Origin of the sequence: Virgibacillus sp. DJP39, from assembly GCF_049310925.1 — a bacterium.
In the GTDB taxonomy this organism is placed as follows: Bacteria; Bacillota; Bacilli; order Bacillales; family Amphibacillaceae; genus Virgibacillus_F.
Window position 1 is genome coordinate 49,521 of sequence record NZ_JBMERP010000009.1, and the last position, 19,251, is coordinate 68,771.

The 19,251-nt window shown below is 38.0% G+C and carries 15 protein-coding genes and 1 tRNA gene; 4 read left to right on the top strand and 12 right to left on the bottom strand.

The annotated features are described in order from the left end of the window. Window positions 1-21: 21 nt before the first annotated feature. Window positions 22-1,371 (top strand): MATE family efflux transporter, encoded by a 1,350-nt coding sequence (locus ACOI1D_RS05330; protein WP_422499805.1) that lies wholly within the window; start codon window positions 22-24, stop codon window positions 1,369-1,371. A 298-nt stretch (window positions 1,372-1,669) separates the two neighbouring features. On the opposite strand, the gene ACOI1D_RS05335 is transcribed toward ACOI1D_RS05330, so the two are convergent. From ACOI1D_RS05335 to ACOI1D_RS05350, 4 genes are all read right to left on the bottom strand, one after another. Further along, window positions 1,670-2,242: a histidine phosphatase family protein gene (locus ACOI1D_RS05335; RefSeq protein ID WP_422499807.1), complete on the bottom strand. Its 573-nt coding sequence runs from the start codon at window positions 2,240-2,242 to the stop codon at window positions 1,670-1,672. Between the two features lie 253 nt (window positions 2,243-2,495). Next, a complete protein-coding gene (locus ACOI1D_RS05340; protein ID WP_422499808.1) occupies window positions 2,496-3,923 on the bottom strand; it encodes an aldehyde dehydrogenase family protein in 1,428 nt (475 codons plus the stop codon). A gap of 197 nt (window positions 3,924-4,120) precedes the next feature. After that, entirely contained in the window at window positions 4,121-5,311 is a 1,191-nt protein-coding gene (locus ACOI1D_RS05345) for a NupC/NupG family nucleoside CNT transporter (RefSeq protein WP_422499810.1), read from the bottom strand. A gap of 403 nt (window positions 5,312-5,714) precedes the next feature. Next, window positions 5,715-7,004 carry an NCS2 family permease gene (locus ACOI1D_RS05350; protein WP_422499811.1) on the bottom strand — a complete coding sequence of 430 codons (1,290 nt, stop codon included), beginning with the start codon at window positions 7,002-7,004 and terminating at the stop codon, window positions 5,715-5,717. A 168-nt stretch (window positions 7,005-7,172) separates the two neighbouring features. On the opposite strand from ACOI1D_RS05350, the gene ACOI1D_RS05355 reads away from it, so the two are divergent. After that, window positions 7,173-7,553 (top strand): hypothetical protein, encoded by a 381-nt coding sequence (locus ACOI1D_RS05355; protein ID WP_422499813.1) that lies wholly within the window; start codon window positions 7,173-7,175, stop codon window positions 7,551-7,553. A gap of 159 nt (window positions 7,554-7,712) precedes the next feature. On the opposite strand, the gene odhB is transcribed toward ACOI1D_RS05355, so the two are convergent. The 8 genes from odhB to ACOI1D_RS05395 all read right to left on the bottom strand — a co-directional run bounded on the left by odhB (window position 7,713) and on the right by ACOI1D_RS05395 (window position 17,427). After that, window positions 7,713-8,984, bottom strand: coding sequence for a 2-oxoglutarate dehydrogenase complex dihydrolipoyllysine-residue succinyltransferase (odhB, locus tag ACOI1D_RS05360; RefSeq protein ID WP_422499815.1), 1,272 nt, complete (start codon window positions 8,982-8,984; stop codon window positions 7,713-7,715). Further along, a complete protein-coding gene (locus ACOI1D_RS05365) occupies window positions 8,971-11,841 on the bottom strand; it encodes a 2-oxoglutarate dehydrogenase E1 component (RefSeq protein WP_422499817.1) in 2,871 nt (956 codons plus the stop codon). The genes odhB and ACOI1D_RS05365 overlap by 14 nt, the downstream gene beginning before the upstream one ends. A 479-nt stretch (window positions 11,842-12,320) precedes the next feature. Continuing rightward, the gene (gene trmL / locus ACOI1D_RS05370; RefSeq protein WP_422499819.1) at window positions 12,321-12,794 is read right to left on the bottom strand and encodes a tRNA (uridine(34)/cytosine(34)/5-carboxymethylaminomethyluridine(34)-2'-O)-methyltransferase TrmL; all 474 of its coding nucleotides are present in this window, start codon (window positions 12,792-12,794) and stop codon (window positions 12,321-12,323) included. Window positions 12,795-12,839: 45 nt separating this feature from the next. Further along, a complete protein-coding gene (locus ACOI1D_RS05375) occupies window positions 12,840-13,688 on the bottom strand; it encodes an amidase domain-containing protein (RefSeq protein WP_422499820.1) in 849 nt (282 codons plus the stop codon). Window positions 13,689-13,788: 100 nt separating this feature from the next. Next, window positions 13,789-14,319 (bottom strand): methylated-DNA--[protein]-cysteine S-methyltransferase, encoded by a 531-nt coding sequence (locus tag ACOI1D_RS05380; RefSeq protein WP_422499821.1) that lies wholly within the window; start codon window positions 14,317-14,319, stop codon window positions 13,789-13,791. A gap of 14 nt (window positions 14,320-14,333) precedes the next feature. Next, window positions 14,334-15,479, bottom strand: coding sequence for a tRNA epoxyqueuosine(34) reductase QueG (gene queG, locus ACOI1D_RS05385; protein ID WP_422499822.1), 1,146 nt, complete (start codon window positions 15,477-15,479; stop codon window positions 14,334-14,336). Between the two features lie 21 nt (window positions 15,480-15,500). After that, window positions 15,501-17,207 carry an ABC-ATPase domain-containing protein gene (locus ACOI1D_RS05390; RefSeq protein WP_422499824.1) on the bottom strand — a complete coding sequence of 569 codons (1,707 nt, stop codon included), beginning with the start codon at window positions 17,205-17,207 and terminating at the stop codon, window positions 15,501-15,503. Between the two features lie 146 nt (window positions 17,208-17,353). Then, window positions 17,354-17,427, bottom strand: a tRNA-Gly gene (locus ACOI1D_RS05395). A gap of 160 nt (window positions 17,428-17,587) precedes the next feature. On the opposite strand from ACOI1D_RS05395, the gene dat reads away from it, so the two are divergent. Together dat and ACOI1D_RS05405 are read left to right on the top strand one after the other, a co-directional pair. Then, window positions 17,588-18,466 carry a D-amino-acid transaminase gene (gene dat, locus ACOI1D_RS05400; RefSeq protein ID WP_422499826.1) on the top strand — a complete coding sequence of 293 codons (879 nt, stop codon included), beginning with the start codon at window positions 17,588-17,590 and terminating at the stop codon, window positions 18,464-18,466. Window positions 18,467-18,643: 177 nt separating this feature from the next. After that, window positions 18,644-19,156, top strand: coding sequence for a DNA topology modulation protein (locus ACOI1D_RS05405; RefSeq protein WP_422499827.1), 513 nt, complete (start codon window positions 18,644-18,646; stop codon window positions 19,154-19,156). The last annotated feature ends 95 nt before the right edge of the window (window positions 19,157-19,251 follow it).

Genomic DNA, 19,251 nt, shown 5'->3' on the forward strand with positions numbered 1-19,251 from the left:
CATTAAAAAAGGAAGTTTTTTATGTATGAAACAACAACTACAAAAGAAAAATTAAGGCTGTTTACCATTATATTAATTCCAATCCTAGTGACCCAAATAAGCATGTATTTAATGAATTTTTTCGATACAGTCATGTCTGGCCAAGCAGGTGCTATAGATCTTGCAGGGGTTGCAATTGGTTCTAGTCTCTGGGTTCCAATCTTCACCGGTATTAATGGAATTCTTCTTGCAATCACACCAATTATTGCACATTTGATTGGTGCAAAAGCTAGTGATCAAATCGCAAAAAAAGTTCAACAAGGTGTTTACCTGGCAACTGCACTTGCGTTAATTATTGTCGTAATTGGAGCCTTTATTTTAAACCCAATTTTACAGGCAATGGACCTGGAAACTGAAGTTAGATACACCGCTAAATATTATATTATTTGGCTTGTGACCGGAATTGTCCCTTTATTTATTTTTAATACATTACGTTGTTTTATAGATGCTCTTGGACAAACACGTATTTCCATGATTATCATTTTAATCTCATTACCTATAAATATATTCTTTAATTATATTTTTATTTTTGGAAAGTTTGGCATTCCCGCTTTTGGTGGAATTGGTTCTGGTATCGCTACCGCTCTAACGTATTGGTTAGTTTGCTTTATTGCTGTTTGGGTCTTATATAAAATTCATCCATTTAGAGGATACAATTTATTTTCTAATTGGGTAAGGCCAAACTTATCAGAATGGTGGGAGCAGTTAAAAATTGGGCTGCCAATTGGATTCTCTATATTTTTTGAAACAAGTATCTTTTCAGCAGTTACTTTACTGATGAGTATTTACAGCACATATACCATCGCTGCACACCAGGCGGCTATTAACTTTGCTTCTTTATTGTATATGATTCCGCTCAGTGTTGGTATAGCGTTAACAATTGCAGTAGGGTTTGAAGTCGGTGGCAAGCGCTTTGCTGATGCGCGTACTTATGGCTATTTGGGTATAAGTGGGGGTATATTTATTGCAATCTTTGCGGGACTTGTCTTGTATATTTTTAACGACATGGTTGCGAACTTATATTCAGATAATCCCAAAGTGATTGAACTAACGAAGCAATTTATCTACTATGCAATTTTTTTCCAACTAGCCGATGCATTTGGTGCCCCTATCCAAGGTGTATTACGGGGTTACAAAGATGTCAACGTGACACTCATAACATCCTTTGTCTCTTACTGGATTATTGGGTTACCAAGTGGGTGGTTACTAGCGAATTATACTCCGCTTGAACCATTCGGATATTGGGTTGGAATTATAGTTGGACTTAGCTGTGGTGCCGTTACATTGCTATGGCGCTTGCTTTATTTGCAAAAGAAACATAAATTAGCCTAGCTCATCTACTAATTGGATGGGCTATATTTGCTATATTAATGTCTTCCTTGGTAGTATTGCTGCGGAAAACACAGTCTTCATCAACAGTTTTCCATCCTAGTGGAGTCAGAATACGATGACTCCTGCGGGAACAGCACGAGTTCGAAGACCCTGGAAGAAGCGTTCTTTACTTCTGAGGAGACTGAGGCCGTGCCCGTGGAAAGCGAAGTATTCTGCCGGAGCGGCGTTAAAAAAATTCACTACGTCGCAGTTCATAGATTTTGTGTCAACATCAACAGTCTTCTAGATAACAGTCTAACTAACTAAGGTGGGTGATTTGATTAATTTCCTTTACATTCCACTGATCTTGTATGAATTGAATATTACTGATACAGGCATTGTTCAATCTTGTTTTCCCTGAACCTACCTCTCCATTAGACAATGTTGCTAAAATGGAATTTATCACTGCTCCATGAGCAATTAGTAATACTTTGGCATTAGGATAGTTATGATTCACCTTTTCTAACCCGCTCATTACACGCTTCTTAAAAGAATCATTATCTTCTTGATTGGGATAATTCCTGTCTGGAAATGTTGATTTCCGTTCTTCTAAATTCATCCCCTCCGCATCTCCAAAGCTTTTTTCGGAAAAATCATCCATTTCAATCAGGGGAACATTGCTTAACGTTTTATGTATAATACCCGCTGTACATTTTGCTCGTTGTAGTGGGCTTGATATCACTATATCCCATGTGGTACTTTTTAAATACACCCCACATTCCTCCGCCTGTTGAACACCTTTACTATTTAAAGGTACATCCGTAGCGCCTTGGAGTTTACCTAAAGCGTTCCAGTCCGTTTCCCCATGTCTAACTAAACAGATCATTGTCATAAATTAAGTCGCCCTCCCCATACATATTCTACTTTGATTATATATCAAAAGAGAATAAAATAATATTATAAATCATTAAAATCAGCACTGCCAAAACTGTGACAGTGCTGATTTTATCAGTTTTTATTTAGATTCGGAAATTGCATTATCGACTGACATTAATTTGGTACTCGACGGCTTGGATTTTACAGATATTTGTCCTCTGTTGCGCTTTTTGTTGCTATCAATTTACTGGTATATGAAATCATTTATTCTATTCCTCCAGATTCAACACAATCAATCGTTCTTCTGTCATTTCTTCTATCGAATATTTCGGTCCTTCTTTTCCCCAACCGCTGTCTTTAACACCACCATACGGCATCAAGTCAACACGGTATTGGGAGGAATCATTAATCATCATACCACCAACTTCTACGCGTTTTGCTGCATAGAATGCTGTGTCAATATTTTTTGTGAAGATTCCTCCCTGTAAACCATATACTGATTCATTTACATCATCAATACATGTATCTAAATCACTGAAAGGAATTGTGCATAGTACGGGTGCGAAAACTTCATCATAAACTACCCGCATATCTTTTTTTACATTTGTTACTACCGTAGGATGATATAAAGCACCTTCTCGTTTCCCTCCAGCTAATACTTCAGCTCCACCATCTAATGCCTCATTCACCCAACTTTCTGCGCGCTTGGCCTCATCTTCAGAAATCATTGGTCCTACATCTGTAACTTCATCATTTGGATCACCAATTTTCAAATCTTTCATTGCTTTCAACAACTTCTCCTCAAAGGTCTGCTGGATTGACTTATGAACATATACACGCTGAACAGATATACAAACTTGCCCTGCGAATGCAAAACTTTTCTGAGCAACATTCACTGCGGCTTTATCAATGTCAGCTTCTTTATCCACGATCACAGGTGAATTGTTACCAAGCTCGAGAATTAATTTGTTCAATCCCGTATTTTGTTTTAATTTAAGTCCTACCTCTGCGCTTCCTGTAAATGTGTATACTGATATCCGCTCATCCTGCTGCATTTGTTTGCCTATAACCGAACCAGCACCAACAACAACATTCAACAATCCAGCTGGTAATCCAGCCTCTTCAAATAGCCGGGCCATTCGCAATGCTGTAACAGGAGTTGTGCTGGCAGGTTTCAAAACAACAGCATTTCCAGCGGCTAGTGCGGGACCTATTTTATGTGCAACCAAATTAAGCGGAAAGTTAAACGGACTAATAGCTCCAACTACTCCGACAGGGACTCGAATCGTAAAAGCCATACGATTTTTTGATCCTGGGGCTGCTTCTACTGGAACGCCGTGTCCTGTAACACGTTTTGCCTCCTCGGCAGCTAATTCAAATGTCTGTGTAGCTCGATCAACCTCTGATTTTGCCTGCTTTAAAGGTTTTCCCGCTTCCATGACTATTGATTTTGCAAATTCATCTTTATTTGACTGAAGCAACTCAGAAACACGTTTCAATATCGTATAGCGTTCATATGCACCTAATTCACTTGTTTTATAAGCCTTTTTTGCACTTTCTATTGCCTGATCAACTTCCTCTGTCCCAGCTTTAGAAACCGAAGCATAAGGTTGTTGTGTATACTTATTCAAGACTTCAACTTTCTCATCTGTGGATGTCCATTTTCCATTTATAAATAAATCGAATTGTTCACTCACATTATCCCTCTCCTCAAATTTTGTCTACTATGTCTATTTCCTTTTCCTATCTTATATAAACGTACTAGAAGCATTGAACCCGATGGCATGTTTATGTTCCATAAGATTGGTTCCTTTTAGAATGGAAAAATAAATTCAGCCATTTACTGCTTTAAAAACAACAAAAAAACCGCCTGATTAAGACGGTTTTTGTTGTATTATAAAAATAGTCCTACCACGGTGGCTGATAAAATGGATGCAAGTGTTGCACCTACTAATAATTTTAGACCAAACCCTGATACTTGGATTGCTTTTTTATCATCAATTGCCTGTACTGTTCCGGCAATAATTCCAATGGATGAAAAGTTGGCAAAGCTTGTTAAGAATACAGAAACAATACCAATCGTTTTCTCAGACATCTGACCTAGCATTTGTTCAAATTCAAGCATAGCAACAAACTCATTTGTTACAATTTTTGTACCCATTACTCCACCTGCTTCAATTACTTCACTTGGCGCTATCCCCATCAACAGTCCTAACGGAGCTAGCACGTAACCTAAAATAGTTTGTAAAGTAAGTCCTGAAAATGCGAACTGTATGACCCAGTTCACTAGTTCTAGCGAGGCAATAAACGCAACAAGCATAGCTGCCACAATTAGTGCTATCTTACCGCCGTCAAGCGCTCCGTTACCCATCGCTTCAAAAATACTCTTGTCATTCGTTACTTCCTTTATATCAACATGATCTTCTTCTTTCGGTACTCTGACAGGTGCTATAACTGATGCAATCATCAAAGCACTTAACATGTTTAACGGCAATGCCACCAATACATATTGCGCAGGTAACATTTGCAAATATGCACCTACGATAGATGCCGATACAGATCCCATTGCTGAGGCACTAACAATATACAGTCTATTTTTGTCCAGATGATGAAACTGAGATTTAATTGCAAGTAACGCTTCAGATTGTCCAAAAAATATACTGTTTACTGCGTTAAAAGATTCAACTTTTGGTAGGCCAGTTATTTTTGATATAAATCCACCTAAATATTTAATGATTGGTGGAAGAATTCTTAAATAGGTTAATACGGATAAAATAGTAGAGAAAAAGATAATAAGTAACAGTACATCGAAAAAGAAGATACTTCCTCCGTCTACACGAGCTACTCCACCAACTATAAAGTTAATCCCGACCATACCAAACTCAATTAGCTTATTAAAGCCTGCCGAAATTGCATTAATAATAGTTTGTCCAATCTCGGTGTTAAACATAAACCATGTTATTATAATTTGTAATACTAACATTACACCAATGCCCAGATAATTTATTTTTTTCTTATCATTTGACATCAAAAATGCTAGTCCGAGGACAACAATGATTGCCAAAATCCCTAGAAGAATATCCACGGGTGTAGCCTCCCCTTAATTAAATTTTAAAATTGTAAATGCTTACAATTAGCTTTTCCATTTGTAATAATATCAGGTTGTCAGACGTCATGCAAGTGAAATAATTTCCAATATTATTTCGCTGTTTAGTAGTACCCAATTTTGATTGATTTGATTAATCGGTTAAAAAGTTAAAAAGCAGGCCAAAGCAATTGATTTAGCTTTGGCCTGCTTTTTATTTATATGTCGTTCGTTTTTTGTCTATGCTTGTCATCTCTAAGCAAGCCCACTCCGCTTTTCTTGTCTAGCTCTGGCTCCTTGGGGTTCGCGACATAAGCAATGAACACTCCGAGTGCTAAAAGCATGCACTCTGCGGTTCTTTGCTTATGCGTGTCACCCCAGACCAGCCCACTCCGCTTTTCTTTTAATGTGCGGGGAAGAATATCATTTGCAGGATGAAAATTATTGCAAATAAATATAGAATCCAGTGTACGTCTTTCCCTTTACCGCTAACCAGTTTCAATAATGGATAGGTGATAAATCCAATTGAAATACCGGTTGCAATACTAGATGTAAGTGGCATGGTTAAGATAATCGCAAATGCAGGAAATGCTTCATCAAATGACTTCCAGTTTATCCGGGATAATCCTTCCATCATAAAGCTACCCACAATGATTAATACAGGCGCTGTCATAGCAGGTAAATTAGCTATCGCTCCGATTAATGGTGAGAAGAAAATTGTTAATGCGAACAATATAGCCACTATCAGTGAAGTTAAACCAGTTCTACCACCAGCTGCAACACCTGAAGTAGATTCGATATAGGCAGTTGATGGGCTTGTACCAAACATTGAACCAACCGTTGTAGCTGTTGCATCCGCCATTAATGCAGATTTAGCACGTGGTAACTTTCCATCTTTAATGAAACCCGCTTGTTCAGCAACACCTATCATTGTTCCTGTTGTATCAAATATTGTAACGAGTAAAAAGGCAAATATAATAGTATAAAGACTGTCAGCAAACACTCCGCCTATGTCCATGTCAAAAAATACTGGTGTAGGAGGATTTGACAAAATACCCTCAAAATGCAGCTGTCCTGTGAAATAAGCAATGATTCCAGTAATAATCATACCAATAAATAACGCACCTTTAATGTTTCGTGCCATCAGCATTAACGTTATAAACAAACCAGCCAAGGTTAACAATGTCATTGGCTCATGGAGATCGCCAAAACCAACCATATTTGCTTTGTTTGGTACTACGATACCAGACATCTTTAATCCAAGAAAAGCGATAAACAAACCAATTCCTGACGTTATACCAAACTTTAAAGAGGGTGGAATCGCTTCTATTAAAGTTTCCCGAAGTTGTGTTAAGCTCAACAGCATAAATATAATACCCGCGATAAAGACTGTGCCTAACACAACTTGATATGAGTAGCCTTGCGAAGCTACAACACTCGCAAAATATGCATTCATTCCCATTCCAGGCGCTATTGCGATTGGGTAGTTTGAGAATAACGCCATGAACAACGTACCAACAACAGCTGAGATGACAGTTGCCATAAACACCTGTTCCATTGGGATACCAGCAGAGGATAGAATTGCTGGATTTACAACAACAATATAAACCATAGTAAGGAAAGTAGTTAGTCCAGCCACTATCTCTGTTCGGATATTTGTGTTATTTTGTTTAAGTTTAAAGAATCTATTCATTTTGAACACCTTGCTTTCCGAATGAAATAATTAACATATACTATAATATTCGTTTTTAAGCATTTCCGCAATAGATTATAGTAAATTTAACTAGGGTAGCAATTAAAAATTGTATTGACCTAGTTTCTAGTAACCATGATATAATGTACCGAAAAGGAGGTGAATAAAATGAGTAGTGATATGAATTTAGTTCTTACTGAATTAAAAAAGATTAACGATAGGTTTATCCCTTTTGAAAAAACATTAAACGTTCTTGTGAAAGATGTCTCTGGTCTTAAAGAAGATTTCTTTACTATGAAAGAAGAGTTCTCTACCATACAACAAGATGTCTCTGGTCTTAAAGAAGATCTTTCAATTTTTAAGCTAGACATGAACGCTAACCACGAATATCTTGTTGGTGAAATAACTGAACTACGGGCTGAGGTTAGAGTTGTTAAAGGCCAAACTGCCAGAAATTCTGAGTTCGAACCTAAAATAAATAATATTAATGAAAAAGTAACAGAATTGGAATCCGATGTAAAATTACTTAAAAAAATTGTCGCAAATTAACTAGATGTCACTATTTCAGTTATTTCTATCCTCTAATGTTCCCGCATAATTATTAATTCCCTTATAATATACTCCATGAGCACGTTATTCCTTCATACTTAGAAAAACTTGCTGCATAAAAAAACCGTCACAGTTTTTCAACTGTAACGGGTTTTTTTATTATCCTTCTAATAATAAATCATAAGGATCTTCAAGTAATTGCTTAATGCGTACAAGGAATTGTACCGCTTCTTTTCCATCAACGACACGGTGGTCATAGGATAATGCAAGATACATCATTGGACGAACTTCAATTGAATCATCCGGCATTACCATTGCACGCTTTACGATGTTGTGCATTCCAAGAATACCAACCTGTGGAGCATTCAAAATTGGTGTTGAAAGCATCGATCCAAATGTTCCACCATTTGTTATAGTGAACGTTCCACCCTGCAAGTCATTCATTTGCAATTCTTTATTTTTAGCTTTTTGTCCTAAATTACTAATTTCACTTTCTACCCCTGCAAAATCAAGGCGATCTGCGTCACGTACAACTGGTACCACTAGTCCATCATCTGTTGAAACTGCAATACCGATATCATAGAACTTCTTCAATACTAGTTCATTTCCTTGAATTTCTGAATTGATTAATGGGAATTCTTTTAACGCCCCAACTACTGCTTTTGTGAAGAAAGACATAAATCCTAGCTTTACATCGTGTTTCTTCAAAAAGTTGTCTTTGCGTTTACTGCGCAGGTTCATTACTGCTGTCATATCAACTTCATTAAAAGTAGTTAACATTGCAGATTCATGTTGTACTTCTACCAGGCGCTTAGCAATTGTTTGACGACGACGTGACATTTTAATACGCTCTACCGGCTTTTCAAATTCAGTTTTATCATCATTTTTAGCAGCTTCTTTTTTCGTTGGCTTGTCTTCTTTCTTTTCATTCCCACCTTTTGCAGCTGCATCAACATCCTCAGGACGAACACGGCCTAGTGGATCGCGTGTACTAATGGTGCTTAAATCGATGTTTAGTTCACGTGCACGTTTTCTAGCTGCAGGTGAAGCAATGACATCTTGTTTGCCTTTACTTGATTGTTCTTCCTTTTTCTCTTCTTTCGGAGACTCTTTCGGCTCTTCTTTTTTAGATGGTGCTTCTTTTTTCTCTTCTTTTGGTGCTTCTTCTTCTTGGGAAGAATCACCGCCAGCTTCACCATTTTCATCTAACTTGGCAATAACATCGCCTACTTCAACATCGTCGCCTTCCTGGCTAACGATTTCAGTAATAACTCCTGCAAAATCAGAGTTAACCTCAACGTTGACCTTATCTGTTTCAAGCTCAACTACTGGGTCTCCCTTTTCAATCTTATCACCTTTTTTAACTAACCATTCAGCTATTGTTCCTTCTGTAATGGATTCTGCAAGCTCTGGAATCTTAATTTCTTTCACTGGAATCTCCTCCTTCTAACGGCTGTATCGCTTTCTGCACAATTTGTTTTTGTTCAGTTTTATGAACGTTAGGTATACCAACAGCAGGTGCTGATCTTCTTGGGCGACCAATGTAACGTAATGATTGACCTTCTTTAAGAAGATCTCTTAAGTGATCATCGACAAAATCCCACGCACCCATATTCTTCGGTTCTTCTTGAATCCAAACGATTTCTTCCAGATTTGGCAGTTCTTTTAAGACCTTTTCTAATTCTTGAGTAGGGAATGGATAGATTTGTTCCAGACGAAGTGCCCGTAGAAAATCAAAGTTTTCCTCAGAGTTTTCAATAGCATCTTCTACATCAACCATTACTTTTCCACTACCAATCAACAATCGTCTGGCATTTTTCTTGCTTACTTTTAAATTTGGCTGTTGACGTAACGGTTGGAATTTTCCTTCAGAGAATTCCTTCGCTTCTGAAGCAACCTTTTGATTACGCAGTAAGCTTTTTGGTGTCATTAAAATTAATGGTCTTGCCTCTTCACGTCCCCGCATTGCAGCCTGGCGACGAATTAAATGGAAGAATTGTGCTGATGATGTTACATTTGCAACAATCCAGTTATTTTCTGCTGCCTGCTGGAGATAACGCTCTAACCGCGCACTTGAATGCTCTGGTCCTTGACCTTCGTATCCATGAGGGAGCAGCATAATCATATTTGATTTTTCGCCCCATTTAGCACGACTTGCTGAAATGAATTGGTCAAAAATCACTTGACCAGCGTTTGCAAAATCACCAAATTGCGCTTCCCAAAGCACTAACGTATTTGGAGATTGTACGCTGTATCCATACTCAAATCCAAGTACGCCTGCCTCAGATAAAGGACTGTTTCGTACGTCAAATGAAGCTTTCACCCCTTCTATTCCGTGCATGAGGCAATACTTTTCATTTGTTTTTATGTCATGCAAAACTACATGACGATGCGCGAATGTACCGCGCTCAGTATCCTGACCGGTAAGGCGAATAGGAATACCATCATTTAAAATCGATGCATATGCCAATGCTTCTCCAGCACCCCAGTCAGCTTTATTTCCTTCTTCTAAAACATTTTCTCGACGTTTTAAGATCTTTTCAAGTTTTTTAAAGCCACTGAACCCTTCAGGACGGTTTAATAAACTTTTGTTTAAGGATTTTAGTGTTTCTAGTGGAACGGATGTCTCAAATTGATCAAGGCCATTCGTTAATTCTTTAGGCATGCTTTTCGCTACTGCCTCACCTGTTTCATTTTCTTTCATGCTGTCATAGATACTCCGCAAATGATTTTCAACATCATCTTTAATTTTTTCAAATCCAGCTTCGTCAATCGTACCCTTTTCCTCCAACGCTTTTGCAAATACATTTGCAGCTGTTGGATGCTGGTCAATATCCTGATAAAGAAGTGGCTGTGTTGTTCTTGGTTCATCCATTTCGTTGTGACCATAACGTCTGTACCCTACAAGATCAATAAGAAAGTCTTTGTGGAACTTTTGGCGATAGTCATAAGCGATCTTAATAGCTGAAACACATGCAATTGGATCGTCAGCATTTACATGGATGATAGGAATTTCATAGCCTTTTGCTAAATCACTGGCATAGCGTGTTGATCGTCCGTCCTCTTGATTGGTTGTATATCCTACAAGATTGTTTGCGATTATATGAAGTGTTCCCCCAGTTTGATAGCCTGGTAATCCACTTAGGTTTAGCGATTCAGCAACGACACCTTCTCCAATAAAAGCAGCGTCCCCGTGGATAACTACTGGAAATGCCTTATTAATATTCTGTTTTGGATAACCCGAAGCAGAACGGTCATCTTGAGCTGCACGTGCGAATCCCTCAACCACAGGATTAACAAATTCCAGATGTGACGGGTTGTGAGCAAGTGTAATTCGAGTTGCAGTGTGATCACCATCTTTGACATCCTTCGTTGCGCCAAAGTGATACTTCACGTCACCTGTCCATCCATAATTAATTCCTGTTGAACCCTCAGATGGAATTAACTCTTTGTCTGGAGAGTGATGAAACTCAGAAAAAATCTTATCATAAGGTTTGCCCAGCACATGCGCAAGAACACTTAAACGTCCCCGGTGAGCCATTCCCATCATAATGTGTTCAATTTTATCAGATGTAGAATACTTAACAATTCGATCCAGCATTGGCACCATTGCCTCGAGACCTTCAATTGAAAAACGTTTTTGTCCTACAAATGTTTTTTGCAAAAACCCTTCAAAACCTTCTACGTGCGCAAGACGTTCTAATAGCTGCGTCTTTTCTTTGTCTGAAAGAGACAAGCGAGCATTTCCCGCTTCGATTAACTCCATTAACCATTTACGTTCTTTATCATTGTTCACATGATCAAATTCAAATGTTATTGTTCCTGAGTAATACTTCTTGAGTTTTGCTACTACATCATAACCTGTTTCAACATTACTTGGTGCATCTTCCCATAACCAAGTAGCTGGGATACTTTTCAAATCATCTTCATCTAATCCGTAAGCCTTTGGATTAACAAGTTCAGTTTCACGATTTCTCTTGAGCCCAACCGGATATATATCTGCTTCCAGATGTCCATAACGACGAATAGCCTCAACAAGTTTCATAGCTGAGGTTAGTTTCTTTACATCTTTTGTGGAAGTTAATGGTGATGCTGCTTGACTTTGAGTTGAAACATTAGCTTGATGGATCCACTCTGGGGCACCATATTGCTCAAAAACTTCTTTTAAAGATGGATCTACTGATTCTGGATTTTCTTTAAATAAATCATATTGTTCTTCAACATAACCTATGTTTGGACCATAAAATTTATCCCAGAATCTTGCACTCGATTCTTCATTCTGTGCCACGTTTTATACCCCCATTAGAAGTTAACTTTCTCCGTTCACCAACGGTATTTTACATTCATTATTCATTATAGAACTGTCTCACAACTTCATCAACTAATATACCCTATATTATAGTGATAAACAATAGCTTTAGTAGACTCTCCCCCACTTTTTGATATTAAATCAGATCAGTATATTGGATAATTTATGTTAATTAAGCTAAAATTATATACCAATGGTTCACATATAAAAATAAATAGGCTATAATAGATACATCAAACTGAATTTAACGGTTACATATAGAATCAAAGGAGGCCAACAACATGACAATGGACCTAGCCTTATTATTAGGGGTATCTGTTGTATTTATTGTTTCCATGTTTACTTCAGGGTATGATGCAAAACCAGGAGTATCCAGAAAAAATCAATAAAACAACCCATTTAATACCTTTAAAAATTTTATAAAGCCGTCATGCTATGCGTGACGGCTTTTTACTATATTACGTTAATCCTGGAAATTCTCGTTGTCTCAATGCTTCATAAATTATAATTGCAGCAGTGTTTGACAAATTTAATGAACGTACCTTGTCATTCATATGGATACGTAAGCATTTATCTTCTTTACCTTCTAGCAAATGCTTTGGGATTCCATCCGTTTCTCTTCCAAAAATAAAGAATAGGTCTTCGTCTACTTTGCTAAAATCGTAATCAGTGTAATGTTTTGACCCAAAATTCTCAATGTAATAGTAATTCCCCTTTGGAAATGAATCATATAACTCATCAAGCGTCTCATATTCTCGAATGTCAACGTGCTTCCAGTAATCCAAACCAGCCCGTTTGAGCATTTTATCCTCAGTTGAAAATCCTAACGGGTGGATCAGATGTAAGGTCGTATCTGTAGCCAAACAGGTTCGAGCAATGTTCCCGGTATTGGCGGGGATTTCTGGTTGAAATAATACTATATGTAAACTCACAGGTATATTCTCCTCCTATAATTAATAACCACAAATAGTATAGCATTACACACCAATTCGAAAAAACTTATAAGCTATTTTTTCTGTCCATGCGGTAGAATCTTCGTAAGACCAATATCGATTCTTGGAGTTGGTAGTATGTGCATTGACAAGTGGCTCTTCGTTGTTGTCCTTTGCCACAACAATTGTACTATGGTCCCATTTATTGTCACCTTCAAAATCATAACAAATAACATCTCCTGGAATTAGATCTGTTGCTGCTTCTACTTCCTTTGCGGTTAATCCAGTATTTGAACCACTTAAATACCATCTCAGGGAATGCGCTACAGACCAGCTGAAGCTCCATGTTAAATCACCGTACCACCAGCCTTTATTTCGATTCGGTTTACCTGTCATAGGTGCATCTCCTGCAAATAAACTTTGGGATACGTAATTGGTACAATCTACATCAAATTTATGGTAAGCAGGATTGTAGCTGTTCCACCATCTGTTTGCGTATTTAACCGCTTCAAGTCTATCATAGGAGAATCGCTTTTTGTCCAGATCGCGTCCTAATGAATTTGGTTTAACTGAACCAGTTTCTAAAACCGAATACATCTGTGATTTTTTATGATTTACGATTGAACCTTTGATGAGCTGGAACTGATATGGAGTAATTTGCTCCTCCAAATAAAATTTATCCCCTTGTTTCATTAACATTCTTAAATGGAGCACATAATTAATCTGGTGTGTTTTTCCATAGCGGAGTTCTTGATATAAATGGCCCTCCCCCCTTATCCGCGCAATAGATACACTTCTTTTTTTACATAGTTCCTTCTTTCTTGACCACCAATTATCCTCATGATTTTCCTGATGAAAAAAATCCTCCCAGTACTCACCTATCTTCTCATTCATAAAACATCCCCTCCTCATACTAGTTAGTATATGGAGAGGGGCTTGCTTAAATTGATAAAAATGAGCCACTTACAAAAGAATATCCCTTTGAACCGACAAATCAGGAGGTTTCAGCTATCCGGTTTTCATGTTTTAACAGAAATTCTTTTTTGTCCAATCCACCATTGTAGCCAACCATTTTCCCACTTGCTCCAATGACCCGATGGCACGGTACTATTATTGAGAAAGGATTTTTGTTAACTGCTCCTCCTACCGCCCTTACCGCTTTAGGGTTTCCGAGTACTTCGGCAATATCTTTGTATGATGCAGTCTTGCCAAATGGAATTTTTTCAACGAGAGCCTGCCATACCTTTTGTTGAAATGGGGTTCCAAAAAATTCAAAGTCAAAGGTAAAACCCTGGCTTTCATTTTCAAAATAAGCCTCTAATTCCGCTTTCACTCGCTCTACCTTTTCAGGAGAATGAACAAATGCAGCATCCCCAAAGTAACGCATAATCCATTTGTTCATTTGATCACTTCTGTTTTTCAATGAACCATACTCAATTCGTACGAGTTTTTCTCCATTGCTAATTAAAGTTAGTATCCCAACTGGAGAATGCATTTCGTCATAATAAAGATTTACTTTGCCCATTTAATTCCCTCCATCTATTTGGCAGTGAGCTCTGTCTGAAAATCCAAGCCCTTCTGCATCTCATACCGAACTTGCTCATCCTGCTCAGTTTCAACTGCACTTTTAATAGCAGCAAACGCCTCAGGTGTACCTATTTTACCGAGTGACCAGGCTGCAGTCCCACGAATAACCGGGCGTGGATCATTTATCATCACTTGAATCAATTCCTCTACTGCAGTCTCATCCTTATAATGTGCAAGCCCTATTAATGCGTTGCGCTGCAATGGCTTTTTTCCACGCCAGGAACCCGAAATATGGCCATACGTATCTTTGAATTCACGGTTTGATATCCGTAGCATCGGCTGTAGTATCGGCTTTGCAATTTCTGGCTCTGGTTCTGTTTCAGGGTGAATATGAAAATCAATCTTTTTATTCTTCGGACAAACCACCTGACATGTATCGCAACCATACACGCGATTACCAATTTTAGTTCGAAATTCATCAGGTAAGTAACCCTTAGTTTGGGTAAGAAATGCAATACACCTCTGTGCATTGAGCTGCCCTCCCTGAATCAGGGCACCCGTTGGGCAGGCATCCAAACATTTCGTACATTCCCCACAACTATCATCAACAGGATTATCAGGGACGAACGGAATATTAGTAATCAATTCACCAAGGTAAACATACGAGCCAAATTCTGGTGTGATAAGGGATGTGTTTTTTCCACTAAAGCCTATCCCTGCTCTCTCGGCTACTGCCCGGTCAGATAACTCACCTGTATCAACCATTAACTTATCCTTTACGTCAGGAACCTTTTCTTTAATAAAACCCGCTAGCTTTTCTAGGCGATCTCGTAAAATTACGTGATAATCGGTCCCCCAGGAAGCGCGGCAGAAAATCCCCCGCCGTTCCTTTTTCGTACTTTTTGGTGCGTTTTCCATCCGGGAAGGATAAGCTATCGCAATAGAAATTATTGATTGAGCTTCTGGTAGTAAGCGCTCAGGTTCTGTTCGATCCTCTACTGAACCTTTTTCAAAACCTGAATAATAGGATAATTCCTGTTGACGCTTCAGTCGTTCTTTCAGTTCACTAAAAACATCGGCAGAGGCAAAACCGATTTTGTCTATGCCAATCTTTTTACTGTATTCTATGATTTCCTGTTTCAGGTTTTCATGATCCATACTGATTGCCTCCTATAGCTGTTAGCTTTGTTTAATCTGTAATGTCCGCATCCGATTCAATACAGACGCAATTTCAAACGTACGTGGACGAGCTAAATCACCTGGATGTTGATTTGGATGAGGAGTGAATGAGGCCAATCCTTTATCGTTTATTTGTTTGTTGATTTTTTCAAGCAATTCATTAAGTGTCACTTGCTTTTTCAACTCGTTCGTTCTATCTAGATACAATATAATTTCTGCTATCATTCTCGTTTGAGAAGGATCCACTAATTGCTCAGTTTGTGAAAATGCTATGTCCGTGTTACCCATAACTATTTTTGTCAAACCTTTTGCCTGAACCTTGGCACGTTTTCCCTTTGTTGTCTGCAAACTTGATTGATCAATTTTACGCATAACAACTTCTCCAAAACCTGCGCTGTTTACTACTGTACGTTCTGCTGGGAATTCATTTGTGATATCTTTTGCTTTGTGTGTTACGTTTTTTGGAATATATTCTTCCATCATTATAACATCGTCTGCTACATCAAAATAGTCACCAGATCCACCCATTACAATAATTGTTGAAACGTTAAATTGATTACGTAGTTGTTTAACTTTATCAATGAATGGAGTGATTGGTTCCTGTTCTCTTTTTACAAGCTGCTGCATTCGATGATCCCGTATCATAAAATTAGTTGCGCTTGTGTCTTCATCAACAAGCAATGTCGTTGCTCCGATTTCCAAAGCCTCCATTACATTTGCAGCTTGTGATGTACTCCCACTTGCATTTTCAGTAGAAAAAAATTCAGTACTCTGTTTATGTGGCAAGTTACTAATAAATGGTGATATATTAACTCCAGAAATGCCGCGGCCATCTTCCGCACGAATTTTCACCGCGTTTGGATCGGTTAAAACGTATTCACGTCCATCGTCCTTTGTGTGATTGTATACACCACGTTCAATTGCCTCGAGTAATGTACTTTTCCCATGGTATCCTCCACCAACAATAAGGCTGATGCCTTTTTTTATTGCCATTCCTTTTAATGAAGCATCTTGGTGAGGCAGTTGGATTTCCACCTGATTTTCCGCTGGACTTAAGAATGGAACTGCATGTTTTAGTGGAAGGTCGCTTACCCCAGTAGCTCTTGGCAAAATAGCTTCATTTGCAATAAAAGCAATCCACTCATTTTCCTTCATTTTTTCCCTTATTACTTGTTGCTGATCTGCGAGCATTGTCGCCTCGTCAATAGCTTGATCAGTTATCGTGAAAATAGAATTGGCTACAATCGTTGGTATAGCTTGCCGAAACAACTTTTCCGCTTCTTTACCATTTATTTTCCTTCCATTAGCCGGTAAACCAACGGAGAGACATAGTGTAATACTATTTTCACTTAGGGAAACAGCAGTCCGTTCAATTATCTCCTGGTGAGGTTCATCAAATTGAATAAGTCCACTCTTTCCAGATCCTTTGATAAAAGTGGCATTCTGATAAACCGCCTTACCCACAGATCTTGCTAACCGGTCCTCAGCCGCTACTTTTCGGTGATAATTAGCTAGCCAGGTTTTGCTGATATTTCGTTCTTCAGCTGGGATTATAACCCGAATTTTTGAAGGAGTAGCAAATGGGTCCCCTTGTACATAATCTATAAATAGATCAAAGTTATCAAATTTATATTGACCGTGGATACTCTTATATGCTTTATACCCTTTTCCATCCAGTGATTGAAGGTTTTGAATTAGTTTTTTCATGGTGCACATCCTTTTTAGCTAAGCATACTTGGTAGGAAAATGGAGTTCAAGTATAGAGCTGTAATCCATTTCAACCATATAAAACAAAATAAAAAACGCAACGCTTCGTAGTCTATACTACGAAACACTGCGTTAAGACATATGTATGGAGCGGGTGAAGGGAATCGAACCCTCATCATCAGCTTGGAAGGCTGAGGTTTTACCACTAAACTACACCCGCGTAATTTGTCGACTTTTTAAATTATAACAAGTTTATATCTATCTATCAAGTGGAAACATTTGTAACGAGTAACAATCTATAACAATTCAGGAAAAAGACCATTTACAAGGTCATTGGTTAGCGATAAGATAAACGTATGCTTTTGCAGGGAGGTGAAGAAATGTCTGTATATCCAATTATACTGTCACAAACTAAATTTGCACATAAAGAAAACTTGAATTACCCCTTTGAAGAACGTGCCATGCAATTTGGTGATGGTGTCTACGAAGTTATTCGCATTTATAATGGTAATTTTTATTTAATTGAAGAACATGTCGACAGGTTCTTTCGTTCAGCAGAAGCAGTGAAAATCAAACTGCCATTTACTAAGAACGAGCTTACTAGTCTCTTAAATAATCTACTGTTGAAAAATTCTCTTACAACCGATGCTAAACTCTATTTACAAGTCTCACGTGGCTCTGCAACACGTGACCATCTATTTCCAGCTGATGTTGATGCGAATATTTATGCCTACATTCAAGATCAGGCACGGAATACTTCAGCATTAAATGATGGAGTGAAAACAATTACTCATCCTGATGTTCGATGGGAGTATTGTTATATAAAAAGCTTGAATTTGCTGCCCAATGTTTTAGCGAAACAAACTGCTAGTGAAAATGGGGCATATGAAGCTATTCTGCACAAGAATGGCATTGTTACTGAGTGTAGTTCTTCGAATGTTTATTTAATAAAAGATGGGATTATTTATACACATCCGACTACAAAAAACATATTACATGGGTGTGTACGCATGCAAGTTGAAAAATTTGCTAAGGATTTGAATATCCCCTTAAAAGAAGAGCCTTTTACTGTTGACGACATCTCACAAGCTGATGAAATATTCTTAACAAGCAGTACGTCGGAAGTATTGCCAATTGTAACTGTAGATGACACACAGATAGGAAACGGTATTCCAGGTCATCTAACCCGTTTGCTGCAGAATGCTTATGAAAATGATATTAAAACTCTAACTTCCAATAAAGTAGAACAAACAAGTTAGCAAAAGTTAAAATAGAAAACTTGGATTATCGTCTTATACACCATACAGAAAGAAAGTTTTTATTCTTTCTTTACTGCTCAAAAAGTTTCCTTACTACGGTGAGGAAACTTTTTGTATATTTTTGCTTCTTAATTTGGTATACTACTCTACCTAACAAAAGGAGAGGAAGGGATTTTTATGAAAAAAATTGTTATTCTCGGTGGAAGCGGTGCCGGTAAATCAACTTTAGCAAAAAACCTCGGTTCACTTTTAGCAATACCAGTCTATCACTTAGACTCAATTTTTTGGAAGCCGGGGTGGCAATCTATTGAGAAGTCCCAGCTAGTTGAAGAGCAACAAACTATTCTACAAGAACAATCCTGGATTATTGACGGAAACTACGGTGCCTCAATGGATATCCGTCTAAAAAAGGCAGATACAGTTATTCTGCTTCATTATAAAACCACTCGTTGTTTGTATGGCGTGGTGAAAAGACGAATCAAGTACCATAAAAAAACACGTCCAGATATGGGGGCAGGCTGTCCAGAAAAACTAGACTTAGAATTTTTACAATGGGTCTATCAGTTTAACAAAAAAAAGACGCCATCGATCTATGAAAAGTTGAATAACCTATCCGATACAACAATCCATATTTTTCAAAATCCCCGAGAGACAGAGGCATTCCTTAAAACAATTAAATCGAGCAGTTGAGAATTTAAGTAATCTACGGTTAAAGGTTGATAGTTTTCATAAAATTCCACTATATGTTTGATTCGTCATTCGAAGTAGTTTAGACTAGATGAAAC

Excerpts from the sequence above, each read along its gene's own strand:
- ACOI1D_RS05330 (WP_422499805.1), top strand. The coding sequence starts at position 22 with ATGTATGAAACAACAACTACAAAAGAAAAATTAAGGCTGTTTACCATT.
- ACOI1D_RS05335 (WP_422499807.1), bottom strand. The coding sequence starts at position 2,242 with ATGACAATGATCTGTTTAGTTAGACATGGGGAAACGGACTGGAACGCT.
- ACOI1D_RS05350 (WP_422499811.1), bottom strand. The coding sequence starts at position 7,004 with ATGAATAGATTCTTTAAACTTAAACAAAATAACACAAATATCCGAACA.
- ACOI1D_RS05355 (WP_422499813.1), top strand. The coding sequence starts at position 7,173 with ATGAGTAGTGATATGAATTTAGTTCTTACTGAATTAAAAAAGATTAAC.
- ACOI1D_RS05375 (WP_422499820.1), bottom strand. The coding sequence starts at position 13,688 with ATGAATGAGAAGATAGGTGAGTACTGGGAGGATTTTTTTCATCAGGAA.
- ACOI1D_RS05380 (WP_422499821.1), bottom strand. The coding sequence starts at position 14,319 with ATGGGCAAAGTAAATCTTTATTATGACGAAATGCATTCTCCAGTTGGG.
- queG (WP_422499822.1), bottom strand. The coding sequence starts at position 15,479 with ATGGATCATGAAAACCTGAAACAGGAAATCATAGAATACAGTAAAAAG.
- ACOI1D_RS05390 (WP_422499824.1), bottom strand. The coding sequence starts at position 17,207 with ATGAAAAAACTAATTCAAAACCTTCAATCACTGGATGGAAAAGGGTAT.
- dat (WP_422499826.1), top strand. The coding sequence starts at position 17,588 with ATGTCTGTATATCCAATTATACTGTCACAAACTAAATTTGCACATAAA.
- ACOI1D_RS05405 (WP_422499827.1), top strand. The coding sequence starts at position 18,644 with ATGAAAAAAATTGTTATTCTCGGTGGAAGCGGTGCCGGTAAATCAACT.